The sequence below is a fragment of the Stappia stellulata DSM 5886 genome, from assembly GCF_000423705.1.
Taxonomy (GTDB): Bacteria; Pseudomonadota; Alphaproteobacteria; order Rhizobiales; family Stappiaceae; genus Stappia; species Stappia stellulata.
In genome coordinates, this window is record NZ_AUIM01000010.1 from 139,379 (window position 1) to 157,473 (window position 18,095).

Annotated in this window: 18 protein-coding genes; 11 read left to right on the forward strand and 7 right to left on the reverse strand. The window is 64.3% G+C overall.

Annotated elements, in window-relative coordinates; genetic code table 11:
• Nucleotide 1 precedes the first annotated feature (1 nt).
• Nucleotides 2–559 (forward strand): GNAT family N-acetyltransferase, encoded by a 558-nt coding sequence (locus G572_RS0105820; protein ID WP_156884492.1) that lies wholly within the window; start codon nucleotides 2–4, stop codon nucleotides 557–559.
• Here G572_RS0105820 and G572_RS22715 read toward each other — a convergent pair.
• Both G572_RS22715 and G572_RS25360 read right to left on the reverse strand, forming a co-directional pair.
• Nucleotides 552–854 carry a DUF6916 family protein gene (locus G572_RS22715; protein WP_037545938.1) on the reverse strand — a complete coding sequence of 101 codons (303 nt, stop codon included), beginning with the start codon at nucleotides 852–854 and terminating at the stop codon, nucleotides 552–554. The two genes, G572_RS0105820 and G572_RS22715, sit on opposite strands and share 8 nt — an antisense overlap.
• Nucleotides 851–1,312 (reverse strand): hypothetical protein, encoded by a 462-nt coding sequence (locus G572_RS25360; protein WP_051241719.1) that lies wholly within the window; start codon nucleotides 1,310–1,312, stop codon nucleotides 851–853. Before G572_RS25360 ends, G572_RS22715 begins: the two co-directional genes overlap by 4 nt.
• A 206-nt stretch (nucleotides 1,313–1,518) precedes the next feature.
• Here G572_RS25360 and G572_RS0105835 point away from each other — a divergent pair, with 206 nt between their 5' ends.
• A complete protein-coding gene (locus G572_RS0105835) occupies nucleotides 1,519–2,289 on the forward strand; it encodes a SapC family protein (protein WP_029057671.1) in 771 nt (256 codons plus the stop codon).
• Between the two features lie 85 nt (nucleotides 2,290–2,374).
• Here the strand turns inward: G572_RS0105835 and G572_RS22725 are convergent, their stop codons facing one another.
• The gene (locus tag G572_RS22725) at nucleotides 2,375–2,917 is read right to left on the reverse strand and encodes an invasion associated locus B family protein (RefSeq protein WP_051241722.1); all 543 of its coding nucleotides are present in this window, start codon (nucleotides 2,915–2,917) and stop codon (nucleotides 2,375–2,377) included.
• A 453-nt stretch (nucleotides 2,918–3,370) separates the two neighbouring features.
• Here G572_RS22725 and G572_RS0105845 point away from each other — a divergent pair, with 453 nt between their 5' ends.
• The gene (locus G572_RS0105845) at nucleotides 3,371–4,141 is read left to right on the forward strand and encodes an SDR family NAD(P)-dependent oxidoreductase (protein WP_029057672.1); all 771 of its coding nucleotides are present in this window, start codon (nucleotides 3,371–3,373) and stop codon (nucleotides 4,139–4,141) included.
• Between the two features lie 4 nt (nucleotides 4,142–4,145).
• A complete protein-coding gene (locus G572_RS0105850; RefSeq protein ID WP_029057673.1) occupies nucleotides 4,146–5,183 on the forward strand; it encodes a LacI family DNA-binding transcriptional regulator in 1,038 nt (345 codons plus the stop codon).
• A 78-nt stretch (nucleotides 5,184–5,261) separates the two neighbouring features.
• Here G572_RS0105850 and G572_RS22730 read toward each other — a convergent pair whose 3' ends face one another.
• Nucleotides 5,262–6,218, reverse strand: coding sequence for a tripartite tricarboxylate transporter substrate binding protein (locus G572_RS22730; protein WP_169391291.1), 957 nt, complete (start codon nucleotides 6,216–6,218; stop codon nucleotides 5,262–5,264).
• A gap of 1 nt (nucleotide 6,219) precedes the next feature.
• Nucleotides 6,220–7,650, reverse strand: a complete 1,431-nt coding sequence (locus G572_RS22735; RefSeq protein WP_084649941.1) for an FAD-dependent oxidoreductase — start codon at nucleotides 7,648–7,650, stop codon at nucleotides 6,220–6,222.
• A 357-nt stretch (nucleotides 7,651–8,007) separates the two neighbouring features.
• Here G572_RS22735 and G572_RS22740 point away from each other — a divergent pair, with 357 nt between their 5' ends.
• From G572_RS22740 to G572_RS0105875, 3 genes are read left to right on the forward strand one after another with little or no spacing between them, the layout of a single operon-like run.
• Nucleotides 8,008–8,775, forward strand: a complete 768-nt coding sequence (locus tag G572_RS22740) for an SDR family NAD(P)-dependent oxidoreductase (RefSeq protein WP_051241730.1) — start codon at nucleotides 8,008–8,010, stop codon at nucleotides 8,773–8,775.
• Entirely contained in the window at nucleotides 8,772–9,215 is a 444-nt protein-coding gene (locus G572_RS0105870) for a tripartite tricarboxylate transporter TctB family protein (protein ID WP_029057674.1), read from the forward strand. Before G572_RS22740 ends, G572_RS0105870 begins: the two co-directional genes overlap by 4 nt.
• Nucleotides 9,216–9,220: 5 nt before the next feature.
• Entirely contained in the window at nucleotides 9,221–10,729 is a 1,509-nt protein-coding gene (locus G572_RS0105875) for a tripartite tricarboxylate transporter permease (RefSeq protein WP_029057675.1), read from the forward strand.
• 249 nt (nucleotides 10,730–10,978) lie between these two features.
• On the opposite strand, the gene G572_RS22745 is transcribed toward G572_RS0105875, so the two are convergent.
• Nucleotides 10,979–11,944 carry an isocitrate lyase/PEP mutase family protein gene (locus tag G572_RS22745; RefSeq protein ID WP_084649911.1) on the reverse strand — a complete coding sequence of 322 codons (966 nt, stop codon included), beginning with the start codon at nucleotides 11,942–11,944 and terminating at the stop codon, nucleotides 10,979–10,981.
• Nucleotides 11,941–12,609 (reverse strand): GntR family transcriptional regulator, encoded by a 669-nt coding sequence (locus G572_RS22750; protein WP_208979044.1) that lies wholly within the window; start codon nucleotides 12,607–12,609, stop codon nucleotides 11,941–11,943. Before G572_RS22750 ends, G572_RS22745 begins: the two co-directional genes overlap by 4 nt.
• Nucleotides 12,610–12,760: 151 nt before the next feature.
• On the opposite strand from G572_RS22750, the gene acnA reads away from it, so the two are divergent.
• From acnA to G572_RS0105905, 4 genes are all read left to right on the forward strand, one after another.
• Nucleotides 12,761–15,493, forward strand: coding sequence for an aconitate hydratase AcnA (gene acnA, locus G572_RS22755; protein ID WP_051241735.1), 2,733 nt, complete (start codon nucleotides 12,761–12,763; stop codon nucleotides 15,491–15,493).
• 65 nt (nucleotides 15,494–15,558) lie between these two features.
• Entirely contained in the window at nucleotides 15,559–15,957 is a 399-nt protein-coding gene (locus G572_RS22760; RefSeq protein ID WP_051241738.1) for a nuclear transport factor 2-like protein, read from the forward strand.
• Nucleotides 15,954–17,312, forward strand: a complete 1,359-nt coding sequence (locus G572_RS0105900) for a dihydroorotase (RefSeq protein ID WP_029057676.1) — start codon at nucleotides 15,954–15,956, stop codon at nucleotides 17,310–17,312. The genes G572_RS22760 and G572_RS0105900 overlap by 4 nt, the downstream gene beginning before the upstream one ends.
• Before the next feature lie 14 nt (nucleotides 17,313–17,326).
• Nucleotides 17,327–18,052 (forward strand): isochorismatase family protein, encoded by a 726-nt coding sequence (locus tag G572_RS0105905; RefSeq protein WP_029057677.1) that lies wholly within the window; start codon nucleotides 17,327–17,329, stop codon nucleotides 18,050–18,052.
• Nucleotides 18,053–18,095 lie beyond the last annotated feature (43 nt).

An 18,095-nucleotide genomic window follows, 5' to 3' on the forward strand; every position in this document is an offset into this window, starting at 1 on the left:
AATGATGGATGCTTCCGACATCCTGCCCGCCAAATCAGGCAATCATCTTCCCGAACTCGCCCGCGCTGCAAGGCGCGGGCTTTCCTTCCGCCGGATCGCGGAAGCCGACCTGCCTTTCCTGGCAGCGCTCTACGCCTCGACCCGGCGCGAGGAGGTCGCGCCGCTGCCGTGGAGCGACGCCGAAAAGACCGCGTTTCTCGACATGCAGTTCCAGGCGCAGCATGCCCATTACATGCAGCATTATCCCGATGCCGACTGGCTGGTCGTGGAACGCGGCGGCATCGCCATCGGCCGGCTGTATCTGGAGCGATGGCCCTCCGAAATCCGCATCATCGACATCGCCCTGATGCCGGAAAGCCGGGGGAGAGGCTACGGGGACGCCATGCTGCGCGACGTGATGGACCTCGCCGGGCGCAAGCGTCTCGGCGTCGGCATCCACGTGGAGCACAACAATCCGGCAATGCGGCTCTACCGGCGCCTCGGCTTCACCAAGCGCGAGGACAAGGGTGTCTACCACCTGCTGCGGTGGGATCCCCCGGGCGACGCCGCCCCTAGTTAAACACGGCCTCGTAGAGCATTCCCTCGCCATCGGGTCCGAGCGGAACGATGAACAGGGCCGTTTCGCCGGTGCCCTCGATCTCGATCTGATGGATCGCCTGCTCGACAACCGGCTCCACCGGCCCGCGGAACACGACGGAAAATGCCCCGCCATCGCGTTCCGGTCCACCGACCGGAGCGATCTCGGCAATTGTCAAAGGCATGCTCTCGCCATCGAGCGTGAGCCGGATCGGCTTGTCCCTGCAGGCCTCGAAGTCGGCCATGGTCGCAGCCGAGAGGTCGATCTGTTCGCTCATGTGTCGTGTCCTTTCTTGTCGTGTCGGCCCGGGCCGGAGCCGCCGGTCGGCCGCGCCGCCGACCTGCGCAACACTTTTGGCACCGGAAACTGGCCGAACCCGAGATCGATCACCCTGCGGCGGCCCGGGGTGCTCGCCTGTTCCACCGGCGCCGGCCTGGCAATCGTGCCGCTGCGGATCGCGGCAAGCGTGCGCTCGACAATGACATCGAACCCGCCCTGGTTGAGCGCCGAAAGCATGGTCAACGTGTTCGCGGCCGCCCCGCCGAACAGCCATGTGCAATCGTTGAAATGGCATCCTGTCAGAACGGGGAGCATTCCTCCGTCGTAGTGCAGGCGGCACGCGTCGAACCGGCAGTCGCGAAAGACCCCGCCGTCGAGAACAATGTCCTCGCCCGTGATCGCAACGCCCAGATGCGTGCCCCTGATCCAATTTTTTTCGGCATCGGATTGCGCCATGGACAGTCCCGGTTTCGCAGCAGTTGCTGATTTCACGGATCGAGGTTACCGGAACCGGAGTTCCGCAACCGACAGTATGCATATACCCAGCTTCCGACCCTAGGCAACCTGCGATAGGAATTGTACAAAAAGTGCCATTCGACCGGGTCTGTCCGAGACACGCCCGTTCCTCCCGCAACGTCCCAACCGGCGAAGGACGATCCAGCATGACACAGTCAGAGGCCGACGGCACCGCACCGCGCAAGGCGGAGGCCGCCCCGTCGGGCATGCCGCTGTTTTACGAACGCGCGGAAGCCATCCGTTCTGAACGCCACGCGGACGTTCGCGTGGACTTGACCCCCGACTACGCCTTCTCGAAAGCCAGCCACGCGGTTCCGTTGAACGCGGTCGAGTTCGCCGCCGCCGCGCGCCACTACCCCATCGTGTTCGCGGCTGGAACCACCCCGCCGGCCGCCGTTGCCGTACTTGGCCTGCGCGCTGGCAAAAACCTGTTCGTGGACGGGGAAGGAAACTGGCAGCCCAACACCTACATCCCCTCCTACGCCCGGCGTTATCCCTTCGTGCTGGCGCGCAGCGAGGATCAGAGCGAGTTCGTCCTTTGCATCGACGCGGCCAGCGACAAGGTCGGAACGGACGAGGGGACGGCGCTTTTCGAGGACGGCGAGCCGGCCGAGATCACGCGCAAGGCTCTGGAGTTTTGCGGGGCGTTCCAGCGCGAAGCCCAGGCCAGCGAACGCGTTCTCGCCAAACTCGCCGAACACGACCTTCTGGTTCCCAATGCAGGACGGTTCACGCTGGCATCGGGCGAAGTGCTGACGGTGAACGATTTCCTGGTCGTCGACGACAAACGCTTTGCGGCGCTTTCGGACGAGGCCTTCCTCGACCTTCGCCATGCCGACGCACTGCCGGCGATCTATTGTCACATGATGTCGATGCGCAACTGGGGCGAGCTGGTGCGTCTGGAACAGGGCGAGTGACACTCACTCATCAGTCCAAAACAAATCGCCGCTTGATGAAAGCGGCGATTTCCCTCGATGGTGTCGGCAGGACGGGGACCGCGCCCTAGCCGCCCAGCTGCGAATATGCCGCGGTAAACCCGATCAGCGTGACGGGGACAGCAAGGTCCTTGCGCTGCGCGGTCTTGAACGCGACCGTCAACTGGGTGCCTTTCTTGAGCGATGCCAGCAATTCGTCGCTGATCGCCATTCCCGCGTAGGCGCCATTCGCGTCGCTGGTCTGTATGACCATCGGCGCAGGCGCTCCGTCGTCGACCTTGACAGTGGCCCCCGCAGGCAGAAACACCCCATGGGGCAGGGCCAGGACGAGGGCATGATTGGGCGCGCCTTCGCGGGGCTCGACAACGACCGTCAAAAGACGCTGACTGGTCTTCTGCATGACGATGTTCTGCATCGCGCGACACTGCTTCGGGGTTTCCTCGCTGCATTGAACCACCCAGTTTTGAGCCGGCTCCCCCGTGCCCTGTTCCCCGCCCGACTGTGCCTGCACCGGCCCGGACGCGCCCAGGCCGAACGCGAGGGCAAAACCGGCGGCAACCATCGTGGCCGCGCCAAGGCGGCGGGCACGGCGAAGAGCGAAATCAATCATGCAAGGTTCCAGTCCAGCTTCGACAACCAGGATTTGTGCACGATCCTAAGACCGCCCTGACAAGGCGGTCAATGTCGATTGCAGGCAACGCCGGATCTATCGCTGAAAATGCATGCGAATCCGGTGTTCCGAAGCGCGCGCGTGCCGCATGGGCCTTGGCTATCCGTGTCCCGAACGATAGTTTGATCGAAAGGGCAGGACAACCGCAAGGCGACACGCCAGGTCAGGCGAAAAACACGATCACCCATCTGAACCCCGGGCGTCCGACCCGGCAGGCGGGCCGCTCCAGCGGCGGGCTGCGGCGGGGAAAAGCGCGGAAAACGCACAGAGCTACCCGCACCACGAAAGGCCCGGCTGTGGCCGACATCGGGCGCCATTGCGCACGTTCGTGCCTGCTTGAGGGTTTCGTCGGCCCTTTGAGGGCCAAGACGCGAGAGAAAGGACGACCAGACCATGAGCACGCCCCTGCCGAACCCGCCATCGTTTCGCCTGGAGGGCAAGCGCGCCCTGGTGACCGGCGCCAGCCGCGGGATCGGATTGGCGGCGGCCGCGGCACTTGCCGATGCTGGCGCCAGTGTCGTGCTTGCAGCGCGCTCGCGCGCGGATCTGACGGCGGGCGCCGAGGCGATCCGCAAGGCGGGCGGGACTGCGGAAATCCTGCCACTGGATGTCGCCGACCTGCCCTCGGCCCTCGAGGCGATCAACGGGGCCGGCGCTTTCGACATTCTCTTCAACAACGCCGGGATCAATCGCCCGGGCCCGTTTCTGGATGCAACGCCCGCGGATTTTGACACGGTGTTTTCGGTCAATGTGCGCGCTGCGTATTTTATCGCACAGGCGGTCTCGCGCGGCATGGTGGCGCAGGGACGCGGAGGATCAATCATCCAGACGTCCAGCCAGATGGGGCATGTCGGCGGGATCGACCGGACGATCTACACCGCCTCCAAACACGCCCTGGAAGGGCTCACCAGGGCGATGGCCATCGAACTGGGCAAGCACAACGTTCGGGTGAACACGGTCTGCCCGACCTTCGTGGCCACCGCGCTGACCGCCTCCACGATGCAGGACCCGGTGCGAATGGACTGGATACGCTCGAAGATCCACCTCGGCCGGACCGGCGAGGTCACCGACATCACCGGGGCGGTGGTGTTTCTGGCATCCGACGCCGCGGCGCTCATCACCGGCTCGTCGGTCATGATCGACGGTGGCTGGACGGCCGGATAGAGCGATGGCGGCCGCAACCTCTCTCGACGTCGCTCGCCTGGCGGGAGTCAGTCAATCAGCGGTAAGCAGAACCTTCACGCCAGGCGCCAGCGTTTCCGCGGAAACGCGCGCGAAGGTGCTTGCAGCCGCGAGCGCGCTGGGTTACCGGCCGAACAAGATAGCCCGTTCCCTGATCACCCGGCGTTCCGGCATGATCGGAATCGTGGTCGCCTATCTCGACAATCTCTATTATCCCAATGTCCTGGAAAAACTTTCCCGCCAATTGCAGCACAACGGCTTCCATGCGCTGATGTTTTTCACGCAGCAGTCCACGGACACGATGGACGTCATCCTCGGCGAATTGCTGGAGTATCAGGTCGACGGCCTGATCATGGTGTCTGCAGGCCTGTCATCCGAACTCGCCGCAAGATGTGCCTCGAACGGAATTCCGGTGGTCCTGTTCAACCGCACCCTCGACGACGAAACGCTTTCGGCGGTCAGTTCGGACAATGTCGACGGCGGCGAGAAAGTCGCCCGCTTCCTGCTGGACTGCGGCCATGATCGCATCGCCTATCTTGCTGGCTGGGCGGGAAGCTCCACGGATCGGGACCGCCGTTTGGGTTTCACCAGGATGCTGGCGCAAAACGGGCGCACGCTCTACCGCGAAGACATCGGGCATTACGATCGCGAGGAGGCGCGGGCGGCCACGCGTCGCCTGTTTGCCGCGCCGCCGTTTCCGGACGCGCTGTTTTGCGCAAACGATCATATGGCTGTGGCCGCGCTCGACGTCCTGCGCCACGAGCTCGGCCTGTCCGTACCGCAGGATGTCGCCGTTGTCGGCTATGACGACGCGCCGATGGCGGCCTGGCCGTCCTATGCGCTGACGACCGTGACCCAGCCGCCCGACGTCATGGTGCCGGAAGCGGTGAGACTTCTCCTGCAAAACATCGAAGCGGACGCCACGCGTCCGGAACAGCTAAAATTTGCGGGCGAGCTTGTTGTTCGCGAAACGACGCGCCGTCCAAGCCAGGCGGACGGGCGGGCCGGCAGCGCGATGCCGTGACGGCGCCGGCGGGAGACGAATGCAAAAAGGCCGGCGCCGTTGCCGGCGCCGGCCTCTTCTCGCGACTGGGAAACCGACTTACTTGGTAAAGTCGATGGTCGGGAGCAGCCATGCGAAGTAGGAGTTCTCAGCCTGGAGAACCTCCGTGAAGGTCATCGCATCGGCATAATCGATCTCCGTGAGCGTCGACTTGCCGAAGTTGACGAAGGTCTCGCCGGCGGCGGCCGCCTTCACGGCTGCCGAGATCTTGTTGACGACCTCGTCCGGCGTTCCGGCCGGCGCCCAAAGACCGACGTTGGGCGGCAGGGCCAGGTCGACACCGGCTTCCATCAGCGTCGGCAGGTCGGGAGCGAGCGAGGCACGCGTTTCGCTCAACTGCGCCAGGGCCACAAGCTTGCCCGATTCGGCCTGCGGCAGGATCGCGGAGGCAAAGCCAAGCACCAGATCCACATCGCCGGCAACGGTTGCCGCAATCGCCGGGGTCACACCGCCGAAGGGAATATGGAACAGATCGAGCTCTGCCTCACGGGCGATCGCCTCTGCGGCAATATGCGTGGCACCACCGGTGCCGGCGCTGCCGTAGCTCACCTTGTCCGGGTTCTCCTTGGCATAGGCGATCATCTCTTCCATGGTCTCGAAAGGCGCGCCGACCCTTGCAGCGATCACATTCGGTCCGACCGCGACGCGGGCAACCGGCTTGAGATCGTCGAACCCGTAGGGAAGCTCACGCTGATGCGGGGCCACGGTCTGCACGGAACTCACTGCAAACAGGAGTGTATATCCGTCCGGATCGGCATTGGCGACATAAGCGCCACCAACCGTGCCGCCAGCACCCGGGCGCGTTTCGACAACGACCGGTGTGCCGAGTTCCTTGGACAGACCTTCCGACAGCGTCCGTGCCAGAGTGTCCGTGGAGCCGGGCGAATAGGGCACCACGATGGTCACCGGGCGGGACGGAAAGTCCTCCGCCTGGGCCACCGTTGCGCCAAGCGCAAGTGCCGCGCCGGCCATCAGGCCTGTGAGTTTGCGTAACATGTCATCCTCCGTGTTGGACATGGGTATGGGAAAGAGATGCAAGGTGGGGCTGAGCCACCTGCATGGCGTTTCGGGCCGCCGCGCGCCCGGCGACGTAGCCGAGGCCAAGTGCGGACAGGAGTCCGTTTCCGGACGTATATCCGCCGGCACCGCTTCGGCCGCTGATGCCGGCAGCCGCTCCGCCGCCGGCAAAAAGACCGTCGACAACCGTTTCGTCCGTGCGAAGCACACGGGCATCGGTGTCGATCATCAGGCCGCCCTGTGTGTGAAACAGGGCCGGGGTGATCGGCGTGGCGCAATAGGGCGCGGCAAGCGCGCCCAGGCCCCAGTCGCGCCGGGCACAGGGATCCTCGCCGCCCCGGGCCGCGCGGGACGCATCCGCAACCGTACGAGACAACGTCTGCGGATCAAGCTCGAACCGGTGCGCGATATCGTCAAGCGTATCCGCCTGAACGCTCACGCCCGGCTGACACACCTGCGCAAAGGGCGGCTGTCCGGCGCGCACATCGTCGGCAATGCGCCGGTCGTAAATCATGTAAAACGGGCCGTCGGCGGAAAGCTCCTGCGCGGCAAAGGCCGAATAGCCGATCGTTTCGTCGGCAAATCTTTTTCCGTGACGATCGACGATGATCCCGCCGCGCTCGATCACGGTCCAGGTCACGAGCGCGCCATTGCGGGCGGAAAGTCCGGCATGGCCCTGAAAGGCGCTCACATTGCCAAGGCCCGCGCCGAGTTCCCGCCCCCAGCGGATCGCCTCGCCTTCGCTTCCCGGCGCACCGGCGTATTCCGCACGTGCCGCCAACGGACAAAGCTGATCCAGCAGCGTGCGCGAAGCGCCAAAGCCATTGGATCCAAGAACAACAGAAGACGCCGCGATCCGTGTGACCTCGCCACGCCGGTCAAGGGTCTCCGCCCCGACGACGCGCTCGCCCGACACCAGCAATCGTACCGCCGGCTGCCCGAAGGCGACGGCGATGCCCCGCGTTTCGACGGCGCGCTCCAGATCCCGCACCAGATCGGCGCCGTCGCGCGACGGCGGCGCATGAAGACGTGCAACCGAATGCCCGACGTGACGGTAGGTTTCCACCAGCTCCAGATTAACGCCCGCACAGTCCACCAGCCATTCGACAAGCTCGGCAGAAATGTCGGCGAGCATCCTTTCGATGTGCGGCACATCGTGGGAACCGGAAACCTGCGTCAGGTCGCGGCGGAACCGACAGGCATCGTCCGCGACCCCGGCAAGTGCCTGGAAGCGTGTCCCCGCTCCCGGCACGGATCCGCTGGAAAGGCCGGTGTTCCCGCCCGCACGCTCTAGCTTTTCGACAATCGCCGTTTCGGCGCCCGCCTCATGCGCGGCAACGGCAGCCGTCAGGCCGCAGCCGCCCGCGCCGATGACCAGCACGTCAAGCTCGATGTCGAAAGGCTGCGTCATGGCCACCACCGCATGCACGGTGCCGCCGACGCCAAAAGCAGGGAAACCCCGACAATTGTCCTCATGTTCTCTCCGCTCCCTAAAAGTGTCAACACTATTCCCGAGAGAAGGCGGAAGTGTCAACCATTTTGCGCGGAATCGCATGAGACCTTTTCCGAGAAGCGGGTCGCCCATGCAACTGACGTTATCGGCTTACTATTTATTCGTGGTTTTCCGTAGGTTACCAATCGGGCGCATGTCCGGCAGTCAACCAAAGATTCAAGCGAATAGATATACTGTTGACAGTTTGACCCAAAATAGGAGTATGAAGGCGGTCGCGAAGGACGGCGGGCGGCGGCCCGGGCAATCGGGAGCGGAATGAACGACAGATCATTGAAGGGCGACGGTATGGCGACGGCGCTGGTCACGGGCGCGGCTTCGGGCATCGGCTACGCAGTCGCACAACGCCTGACGCAGGCGGGTTGGCGTGTCACCGGTATCGACCGCGCGCCGGCCACTCCGACCTCTCCCGCCCTCCACGACCATATCGTTGCCGATCTTGCGGATCATGAGGCCTGCGCGCGCGTCTGCCGTGCGGTGGCGGGCCAACGCTGGACGGCGCTGGTCCATGCAGCCGGCGTGATGCGCAGCGACGCCCATCAAGCCACCTGGAACGACGGTGGCACAGAACTATGGGCCGTTCATGTGGCCGCTGCGGCACGTCTTGCCGATACCGTCACACCGACCATGACGGACGGTGCGGGCCGCATCGTGCTGGTGTCCAGCCGAGCCGCACAGGGCCGCGCGGGACGAATGCTGTATGCCGCGTCGAAGTCGGCCCTCGACGGGTTGGCGCGCTCGCTGGCGCTTGACCTCGTCGCGCGCGGCATCACAGTGAATGTGGTGGCGCCGGGCGCAACCGATACGCCGATGCTGGCGGATCCCGACCGCGCGAATGCGACGGTTGCGGTTCCGCCGATCGGCCGACTTGTCACCGCCGGGGAGATTGCCGGAACTGTCGCCTTTCTTCTCGGGCCAGATGCCGGCAGCATTACCGGACAAACGTTGTATCAATGCGGCGGTGCCTCGCTCGCCTCCGGCGCCACGCTCTTGAAACGGGTTCAGTCGAACCGGGAGGACGTATGAAAGCGAAGTGGAACCGGGCGGAGCTGGCAGCGGCCTTCGCCTTCATGGCAACCGGGTTCGGCGCCCTGTGGATCGCGCGGGACTATCCCGTCGGCTCGGTCACGCGCATGGGACCCGGGTTCGTACCGATCACGCTCGGCGTTCTTCTGGTCGCCTGCGCGGCGATCGCCGCCATCCAGAACCGCAACACCCCGCCAAGCGCGACCCGTCCGCGATTGAAGCCTTTCGTCCTGATCATGGGCGGGATCCTCGCCTGGGCCCTGCTGATCGACAGGGTGGGTTTCGTACCCTCGACGGTGATCCTCGTGCTCGCCTGCGCGTCAGTGGAGATTTCGTCGACCTGGCGCTCAAGCCTGCTGCTTGCCGCTGGCCTGTGTGTTGCCGGCTACGCCATCTTCATCCGGGGTCTCGGCATCCCGCTATCCCCCTTCGGAGGATAAAAGCTATGGACCTGTTTTCCGGATTTGCACTCGGCGTCGAAATGGCGGTCACATGGGAGGGCCTGCTGTTTTGCCTGATCGGCGTGTCGCTCGGCATGTTCATCGGCGTGCTTCCAGGGATCGGCCCTCTCGCCGCCGTGGCGATGACCCTGCCGATCACCTATCACCTGCAGCCGATGAGCGCGCTGATCATGCTCGCCGGCATCTTCTACGGCGCGCAGTACGGCGGCTCCACCGCCTCCATCCTGCTCAATCTGCCGGGAACCTCGACCACGGCGGTGACCGCGCTTGACGGGTACCCGATGGCCAAACAGGGACGGGCCGGCGTTGCGCTTTTCATCACCACGATCACCTCGTTCTTCGGCGGATGCGTCGCCATCGTGCTCTTGATGGGTTTCGCCCCTGCCCTCGGCAAGATGGCGCTCCAGTTCTCCTCCGCGGAATATTTCTCGATCATGCTGCTGGGGCTGATCGCCGCCGCGACGATGGCGGTGGGAAGCCCGATGAAGGGCATCATCTCGGTGATCGCCGGACTGCTCCTGGCGATGGTGGGAATGGACACGACCTCCGGAACCATTCGCTACACCTTCGGCATCCTGGAATTGCAGGACGGGCTCAACCTCGTCGCCATGGCGATGGGCCTGTTCGGCGTGGCGGAAATCCTGAAGAATGCGGGGCAGCCGGACCGGCCGACGGACAATCTGCAGAAGGTGCGCCTGCGCGAACTCATGCCGACCCGCGACGACCTGCGCCAGACCTGGAGGCCGGCGATCCGCGGCGCGGGCATCGGATCCTTCATCGGCATCCTGCCCGGCGCCGGGCCGACGCTTGCCGCCTTCCTTGCCTATGCCATGGAAAAGCGGGTGGCGCGCGATCCCTCGCGTTTCGGCAAGGGAGCGATCGAGGGCATCTCGGCGCCGGAAGCCGCGAACAATGCCTCCACCCAGGCCGCCTTCATTCCAACGCTTGCTCTCGGGATTCCGGGCGATGCGTCGATGGCCGTTCTGCTTGGCGCAATGATGATCCACGGCATCACGCCCCGACCGGAATTCTTCACCGTCCACACGGACCTGTTCTGGGGTCTTGTGGTCAGCTTCTGGATCGGCAACCTGATGCTGCTGGTCCTGAACATTCCGCTGATCGGCGTCTGGGTCCGCATCCTGACGATCCCGCAACGGCTGTTGTTTCCTGCGGTGATCTTCTTCATCTGCGTCGGTGTCTACAGCGTCAACAACAACCCGTTCGACGTCATCATGGTCATCGTCTTCGGCGTGATCGGCTACCTGATGAACATGCTGAACTATCCAACCGCGCCGCTGCTGATGGGCTTCATCCTCGGGCCGATGATCGAACAGCATTTCCGTCGGGCGCTGCTGTTTTCGCGCGGCGATCTCTCGACCTTCATCGACCGTCCGATCAGCGCGGCCTTTCTCGCCTGCTCCGCCGGATTGATCCTGCTCCTGATGCTTCCGGCGCTGCGACGCGGTGCCCGCAGGCTCAAGCGGGCATTCTAGCAATCCGCGAAACGACACGTCGTTTGAAAAGGGCCGGCCCATGCGCCGGCCCTTTTCTTTTCGCATGTGCCGCTTGTTCGCATGTGCCGCTTGCAGGTGTCGCGGGCCGTGCCCGCCGCATCTGCCCGTCACCGGCTTTAAACAAGCCGCAGGAGAAACGGCACAGGCTCACACGCGGCAAGCCCCCCACAAACGAAAACGGCGGCCACAGGGGCCGCCGCTGTTCGCTTCACGATGGAAAGAGACCGGTTAAACGGCCGTGCCGGATTCCAGCGGCGCATTGGCCGGTGCGAGATCCACGCCATCCAGATCGTTGTAATAGGCTTCCATCGTCTTGACCTCGGGCTGGCCCATCAGCCCCCAGATATCGTCGATGCCGACGAGAAGGTCGGGACGATCAACAACCTCGCCACTGGGAATGGAGTCCTTGAGGATCGCCAGGGCGTTTTCCATCGCCATCAGGGCGGCGGCCGGCAACATGCGCGGCAGGGTCACGCGCCTGACGCCCAGTTCGGCCAGGCGACGGATCGGCACGAGCGGGGTGGTGGGACGGTTGCGAATGCCGAAGCCCATGTTGACGGAGACCGGAATCGGAACCGCGTCGACCAGGGCCTTGATCTGGTCCTCGCCCTGAATGGCGTCGGCGAAGATCATGTCCGCACCTGCGCTCGCATAGAGCCGCGCGCGGCGAATGGCGCCTTCCAGCCCCTCGACGGCAATCGCGTCGGTACGCGCCAGAACGACGAAATCGTCGTCGCGGCGGGCATCGCAGGCGGCCTCGATCTTGCGCGCCATCTCGCGCATGTCGATCACGTCCTTGCCCGCCATGTGGCCGCAACGCTTGGGACTGACCTGGTCCTCGATGTTGACACCGGCGACGCCGGCTTCCTCGAAGCGCTGGATCGTGTGATAGACGGTGACCGGATTGCCGTAGCCCGTGTCCGCATCCGCCATCACCGGGATGGAAACGCTGCGCGCGATCATCCGGCAGGCGTCGACATTGTCGGTCAGACCCATGATGCCGACATCCGGCACGCCCATGCGCGAATTGGCCAGCCCGGCTCCGGTTGTACAGGCGGTCTTGAAGCCCATCTTCTCGACCAGACGAATGCTGTAGCCGTCATAGACGCCGGGTGAAACGAGGATGTCCTCGCCTGCGAGCAGTTCCCGCAAGACCCTTGTCGGCTTTGCCTGTCGGGGATCGGTTTTCTTCATCCGGCATTCCTCTTTTCGGATTGGTCCGCGCCGTCCTCATCCCTGGATTCCAGAAGGTCATGAAGGGCGCTGGTGGCACGCGCGATATGCGCGCGCATCAAGGATTCGGCGAGATCCGCATCGCGCGCCTTCATGGCACGCAGGATCTGCCAATGTTCGGAAAAGGCATTCTGGCGTCGTCCCGGCGCGTCGCCGGACCGGGCGCGATACAACCGCAGCAAGTAGTAGAGTTCGTCGCACAGCAACGAGCGGATCCGGCTGTTTCCGCTCGCCTCGGCAATGCGAACATGCACATCGAGCGCCGGACCGTCCTGGTTTTCCAGCGCGTCGGAGAAATCCGACAGGAGCCGGTCCAGGCCCTCGTTGGACATGTTTTGTGTCGCCAGGCGCACCGACATGCCTTCAACGGCCTCGCGCAACTGGAAAATCTGGATCATGTCGACAACGGACAGATCAACCACCCGCGCCTTGAGATAGGGTTCCTTCACGACCAGCGCTCGCCCCTGCAAATGCTTCACCGCCTCGCGCACCGGACCTCGCGACACCTGAAAACGCTCTGCAAGCGCCGCTTCATTCACGACCCCGCCCAGGGGGATCTCGCCACGGACCAGAAGGTCGAATATCTTCTCAAAAACCTGGTCGACCAGAGTCCTCTGCTGCTTCACCGCCAAGACACGCCCCTTCTGTCGACACTTCACTGATACATATTGCAATATCGGGGACGCTAGCCCAATTTTCATCCACATTCAAGCTTGTTTCAACAAAAGTGTTGACACTTTTTCGTCGGACAGATATGTGCGAAGGAAAGGAGGACCAATGCAAAGCCAAACGCGCATACCCTTCGCCACGCTCCCGGACAGCGGCGCGGACGCTCACACCATCATCGACGTGAAGGCCCTGACACAGGCGCGGCAAACGCCGCTGCCGAAAAGCCTTGGCGTTGTTCTGGAAAATCTGGCACGGCAGGCCCTGGTCGACCCCGGTCTGAGCGCGACCGTCGAGCGCGTCGCAGCCTGGTCCGGCGACGACGGCGATCTGGTCGTTCCGCTCTCCGTGACGCGCGTGCTTCTTCCCGATTCCAGCGGACTGCCGGCGCTGATGGATCTTGCCGCCGCGCGCGATGTGCTTGCGTCGAAGGGCAAGGATCCGGCGACAGTCGAGCCGAGCGTGCCGGTCACGCTGGTCGTCGACCATTCGCTTATCGTCGATGTCGCGGGACGCGCGGACGCCGAGGCGCGCAACATCGAGAAGGAATACGAGCGCAACCACGAACGCTATGCGTTCTTCAAGTGGGCGCAGCAGGCCTTCGAGCGTCTCAAGGTGGTCCCGCCCGGCGCCGGCATCATTCACCAGGTTCACCTGGAAAAGCTCGCGCGTGTCGTCGACACCGTCGCCGTGGAGGGCGTCGGACCCATTGTCGCGCCGGAATTCGTGCTTGGCTGCGATTCCCACACGCCGATGGTCAACGGTCTGGGCCTTCTCGCCTGGGGTGTCGGCGGCATCGACGGCGAGGCTGCCGCGCTTGGTCAAAAATACGTCGTTCGCATCCCCCGGGTCGTCGGCGTGCGCCTGACGGGCGCGCTGCCTGCGGGCGCGACCACGACCGACCTGGTCCTGACGGTGACGCAACGCCTGCGCGAGCTGAACGTGGTCGGCGCCTTCGTCGAGTTCTTCGGGCCGGGCGTTGCAGCCCTTGCCGTTCCCGACCGGGCAACACTGGCCAACATGGCCCCGGAGTACGGCGCAACCGTCGGCTACTTCCCCATCGATGCACGCACGATAGACTACCTTCGCCAGTCGGGGCGCGCGCCCGAGCATGTCGAGCTTGTCGAGGCCTATGCCCGGGCGAGCGGCCTCTTTGCGCAAACCGACGACCCGGACCCGGTGTTTTCGCAGACGCTGGAGATCGACCTTTCGTCGATTGTCCCGAGTGTCGCCGGTCCCAAGCGGCCGCAGGACAGGGTATCGGTGACCGAGATCAAGCCGGCCTTTCGCGACACGCTCGCCCAGCCGACACAGGACGGCGGATACGGCCTGTCCGAGGCGGAGATCGACACCCGCGTTCGCACCCGGCTTGACGGTCAGGACGTTGAACTCACGCATGGCACGATTACCGTAGCGGCAATCACTTCCTGCACCAACACGTCCAACCCCTCGGTGATGATCGGCGCCGGCCTTCTGGCGCGGAACGCACGCGCGCTCGGGCTGGAAACGCCGGCGTGGGTCAAGACATCGCTTGCCCCGGGGTCGCGTCTGGTGCGCGATTATCTCACTGACGCCGACCTTATGGCCCCGCTGGAAGGGCTCGGCTTTCACATCGTCGGTTATGGCTGCACCACATGCTCTGGCAAGTCCGGGCCGGTGCGTCCGGAAATCGCCGAGGCCGTGCTCGACAACGGTCTCGTGGCGGCCGCCGTTCTGTCCGGCAACCGCAATTTCGAGGGGCGTATCCACAAGACCTGCCGCGCGGCCTATCTGGCCTCGCCCCCGTTGGTCGTCGCCTTTGCGCTTGCCGGGCGCGTCGACATCGACTTCGAGACCGAACCGCTGGGAACAGGCGCCGATGGCACGCCGGTCTTTCTGCGCGACATCTGGCCGGACCGCGATGAAATCGACCGGCTGGTGCGCGACAGCCAGCGGGCCGACCGGTTCCGCGAGAGCTACAAGACGCTGTTCGACGGATCCGAGCTTTGGCATGGTCTGGAAACGGCCACCGGCGCCGTGTTCCCCTGGGATCCGGCCTCTACCTATATCAAGCGCCCGCCCTTCTTCGATCTGACGCGCGGTCCGCTGCCGGACGTCATCGACGGCGCGAGAGTGCTGGTGAAGGCAGGTCATTCGCTGACAACCGACCATGTCACGCCGTCAGGCGAGATCCTGGCCGACAGCCAGGCCGGCCGTTACCTGATCGACAGCGGCGTGGAACCGAAGGACTTCAACGCGGTCACGCAGCGACGCGGCAACCACGAGTTCATGGCGCGGATCACGTTTGCCAACCAGCGCATGAAGAACGATCTTGCCGGCGGCCTGGAGGGCGGTTTCACCCGACTTTCGCCGGACGGCGATCCGGTCACGATCTTCGATGCCGCCACGCAGTATCGCGAGACGGAGACGCCCGCATTCGTGCTTGCCGGCAAGGACTACGGAATGGGGTCCAGCCGCGACTGGGCTGCCAAGGGTCCGAAGCTTCTCGGAATCCAGTTGGTTCTGGCGGAATCGTTTGAACGTATCCATCGCGCGAACCTGATCGGAATGGGCATCCTGCCACTGGTGTTCGACGCAGGCGCCACGGCCGGCAACCTCGGCCTGACCGGCTTCGAGCGCTACACGTTCAGCGGCATCCGGGATGCGCTTGCGCACGGAAAGGCGCTGCAGGTACGCGCGCAAGCCGAAGACGGAACCGTGACCGACTTTTCCGCGCGGATTGACATTTCCGGCACGCAAGAGCGCATTCAGCTCGCGCGCGGCGGAATTTTCGAAACACTGCTCGGCGAACTGACAGCACCGGAGGCCGCAGCTGGCCCGGACACGGGGTCCCGGCACCTTTGAACCGGCAAGACCGGGCGGCGGTTTGGCCGGCACACGCATTTACCCAGCTTGAAAGGGAGACACGCATGGACCTGGATGAGGCAAAGGAAATCGCGGTGGGATATCTCGACGCGATGGAACGCCGGGATCTCGATGCAGCGCAGGCCTTTGTCGGCGATGCACCGCAGATCACCTTCCCCGGCGGCCGCAACTTCACCGACATCTCCCAGATCGTGCGCAATTCCGGTGGGCGTTACAACACGATCAGGAAATCGATTTCGCGACGTGACGCCTGGCAGGACGACGACAAGACCGTCGTTCTCGTCTCCGGAACGCTTTATGGAGAGTGGCCGGACGGCACAGCGTTCGACGGCATCCGTTTCGTCGATCGCTTCGAGATCGTGAACCGGCGGATCGTTCGCCAGGAAGTCTGGAACGACAGCGGCGAGCGGCTCCTCGCCATGCAACGCGAGGCAGCGGAATGAAATTTGATCTTGCGCTTACCAATGGCGACATCGTCTTCCCGGGCGAGGGCGTGTCGCGCGGCAGCATCGGCATCATCGGGGGCCGCATCGCGGCGATCCTGGATCCGTCGGAGCGGGTCGAGGCCGGACGCGTGATCGATTGCACGGATCGCTGGATCCTGCCGGGTGTCATCGACCCCCACACCCATATCGGCTTCGGCGACAAGCAAAACGACTGGACGACGGAAACCGCGACCGCGGCGCTTGGCGGCGTCACCGGATTGATGAGTTTCTGGCGAAGTGAGGATCTCGACGCCTCGACCGCGCCCTGGATTGCAGAAGGCGAGGCCCGCTCCAGCGTCGACTTCGGTCTCCACTTCGGCGTCACGTCGACCCGCCATGTCGAGGAGTTGCAGGCGCTGTCGAAGCGCTATGGCGTCTCCTCCATCAAGGTCTACCTGATGTACAAGGGCGCAACGGGCGCGGCAAAGGGCTTCACGGAGGTCGACGACGCCCTGCTCTTTCGCGCGTTGCAGGCCGGCGCGCGCGTCAAGAATGGTGTCGTCAGCGTTCATTGCGAGAACACCGAGGTGATTCCGGTGTTCCGCGAGCCGCTCAAGGCCGCCGGACGCGACGACCTTCAGGCGTGGGACGAGCAGTCGCCCGGCTTCCTGGAAACGGAAAACGTCTTCCGCGTGGCCTTTTTCGGCGAAAAGGCGGGCTGTCCGGTGAATGTCGTCCACATGTCGGCGGTGGAAAGCCTGGACCTCGTGCGCCGCCTGCGTCATCCGGGACGTCCGCCGATCCATATCGAAACCTGCATCCACTACCTGTCCCTGACGGCCGACAGCGGCATCGGATCGATCGGCAAGGTCAATCCGCCGCTGCGCAGCCAGGCCGATGTCGACGGTCTGTGGGAAGGCGTGCGCAACGGCGAGGTCACCACCATCGGATCGGACCATGTTGCCCGCAAGCGCGCGACGAAGGGACCGGACATCTGGACGGCGACCGCCGGTTTCCCGGGCCTTGCGCAGATCATTCCCGTATTGGTCGAGGAAGGCTACTACAAGCGCGGCGTGGCCATCGAAACGCTGGCCGCAACGACCTCGCGCAATGTCGCGGAGCTTTATTCCCTGCCGAACAAGGGCCGGATCCAGCCGGGCTATGATGCCGATTTCGCGATCGTCGACCCGGCCGGATCGACCACGGTCGACCCGGCGGACTACCCCTCCCACTCCGATTACTCGCCCTTCGAGGGCAAGACCTTCCGAGGGGCGGTCACGCACACCGTTCTGCGCGGGACCCTCACTGTGGATGATGGAAAGGCGGTTCGCCTGGACACGCCCCCCGGACACTATCTCAAGCGCCTAGGCTGAAAGGACTTCAAGACATGAGCGAACGCATCTGGGACAAGTTCCTGACCGACAAGGACAAGGAAATCTTCCAGCTCGCCGGCTACGGCAAGCGTGGCGGCTTCGGGACACGGCCGGCCCTGTTCATCATCGACGTGCAGTACAATTTCTGCGGTGACGAACCGGGCGAGGACCAGCGCGAGGGTGTGAAGAAATACCGCACCCATTGCGGCGAGGCCGGCTGGAAGACCGTGCCGCACATCGAACGCCTCCTGAAGATTGCCCGGGAGAAGAACCTGCCGGTGTTCTACACGCAGTCGGAGCGCCGCGCCGACATGATCGACAGCGGCGTCCAGGTCGGCAAGAGCCACCGCGGCACCGAAAAGACCAGCCAGGAAGGCAGCCACGCGACGCAGACCGTGGCTCCGCTCGCGCCTCAGCCGCAGGATATCCTGATCGGCAAGCGCAAGCCGTCGGCCTTTTTCGGCACGATGTTCATGAGCCACCTGAATTTCCTGGATGTCGACACGCTGATCCTGTGCGGCTGCACCTCTTCGGGCTGCCTGCGCGCCACCGCGGTCGACGGCTATTCGTTCAACTTCAAGGTGGTCATCCCGGAAGAAACCGCCTTCGACCGGTTCGAGTCGAGCCACGCCATGAGCCTGTTCGACCTGAACTGCAAATACGCCGACGTGATCCCGACCGACGAGGTTGCCGATTACATGTCCGGACTTTCCGTGCGCAAGGGGCCGGGCGAGGCCTGATACCGGGCGGCGAACGATCCTGGCAAGACAACGAGCGGGCGCC

What these genes read in the sequence shown, in the direction of transcription:
- G572_RS0105820 (WP_156884492.1), top strand. Translation starts at nt 2, where the DNA reads ATGATGGATGCTTCCGACATCCTGCCCGCCAAATCAGGCAATCATCTT.
- G572_RS22715 (WP_037545938.1), bottom strand. Translation starts at nt 854, where the DNA reads ATGAGCGAACAGATCGACCTCTCGGCTGCGACCATGGCCGACTTCGAG.
- G572_RS25360 (WP_051241719.1), bottom strand. Translation starts at nt 1,312, where the DNA reads ATGGCGCAATCCGATGCCGAAAAAAATTGGATCAGGGGCACGCATCTG.
- G572_RS0105835 (WP_029057671.1), top strand. Translation starts at nt 1,519, where the DNA reads ATGACACAGTCAGAGGCCGACGGCACCGCACCGCGCAAGGCGGAGGCC.
- G572_RS22725 (WP_051241722.1), bottom strand. Translation starts at nt 2,917, where the DNA reads ATGATTGATTTCGCTCTTCGCCGTGCCCGCCGCCTTGGCGCGGCCACG.
- G572_RS0105845 (WP_029057672.1), top strand. Translation starts at nt 3,371, where the DNA reads ATGAGCACGCCCCTGCCGAACCCGCCATCGTTTCGCCTGGAGGGCAAG.
- G572_RS0105850 (WP_029057673.1), top strand. Translation starts at nt 4,146, where the DNA reads ATGGCGGCCGCAACCTCTCTCGACGTCGCTCGCCTGGCGGGAGTCAGT.
- G572_RS22730 (WP_169391291.1), bottom strand. Translation starts at nt 6,218, where the DNA reads ATGTTACGCAAACTCACAGGCCTGATGGCCGGCGCGGCACTTGCGCTT.
- G572_RS22735 (WP_084649941.1), bottom strand. Translation starts at nt 7,650, where the DNA reads ATGACGCAGCCTTTCGACATCGAGCTTGACGTGCTGGTCATCGGCGCG.
- G572_RS22740 (WP_051241730.1), top strand. Translation starts at nt 8,008, where the DNA reads ATGAACGACAGATCATTGAAGGGCGACGGTATGGCGACGGCGCTGGTC.
- G572_RS0105870 (WP_029057674.1), top strand. Translation starts at nt 8,772, where the DNA reads ATGAAAGCGAAGTGGAACCGGGCGGAGCTGGCAGCGGCCTTCGCCTTC.
- G572_RS0105875 (WP_029057675.1), top strand. Translation starts at nt 9,221, where the DNA reads ATGGACCTGTTTTCCGGATTTGCACTCGGCGTCGAAATGGCGGTCACA.
- G572_RS22745 (WP_084649911.1), bottom strand. Translation starts at nt 11,944, where the DNA reads ATGAAGAAAACCGATCCCCGACAGGCAAAGCCGACAAGGGTCTTGCGG.
- acnA (WP_051241735.1), top strand. Translation starts at nt 12,761, where the DNA reads ATGCAAAGCCAAACGCGCATACCCTTCGCCACGCTCCCGGACAGCGGC.
- G572_RS22760 (WP_051241738.1), top strand. Translation starts at nt 15,559, where the DNA reads ATGGACCTGGATGAGGCAAAGGAAATCGCGGTGGGATATCTCGACGCG.
- G572_RS0105900 (WP_029057676.1), top strand. Translation starts at nt 15,954, where the DNA reads ATGAAATTTGATCTTGCGCTTACCAATGGCGACATCGTCTTCCCGGGC.
- G572_RS0105905 (WP_029057677.1), top strand. Translation starts at nt 17,327, where the DNA reads ATGAGCGAACGCATCTGGGACAAGTTCCTGACCGACAAGGACAAGGAA.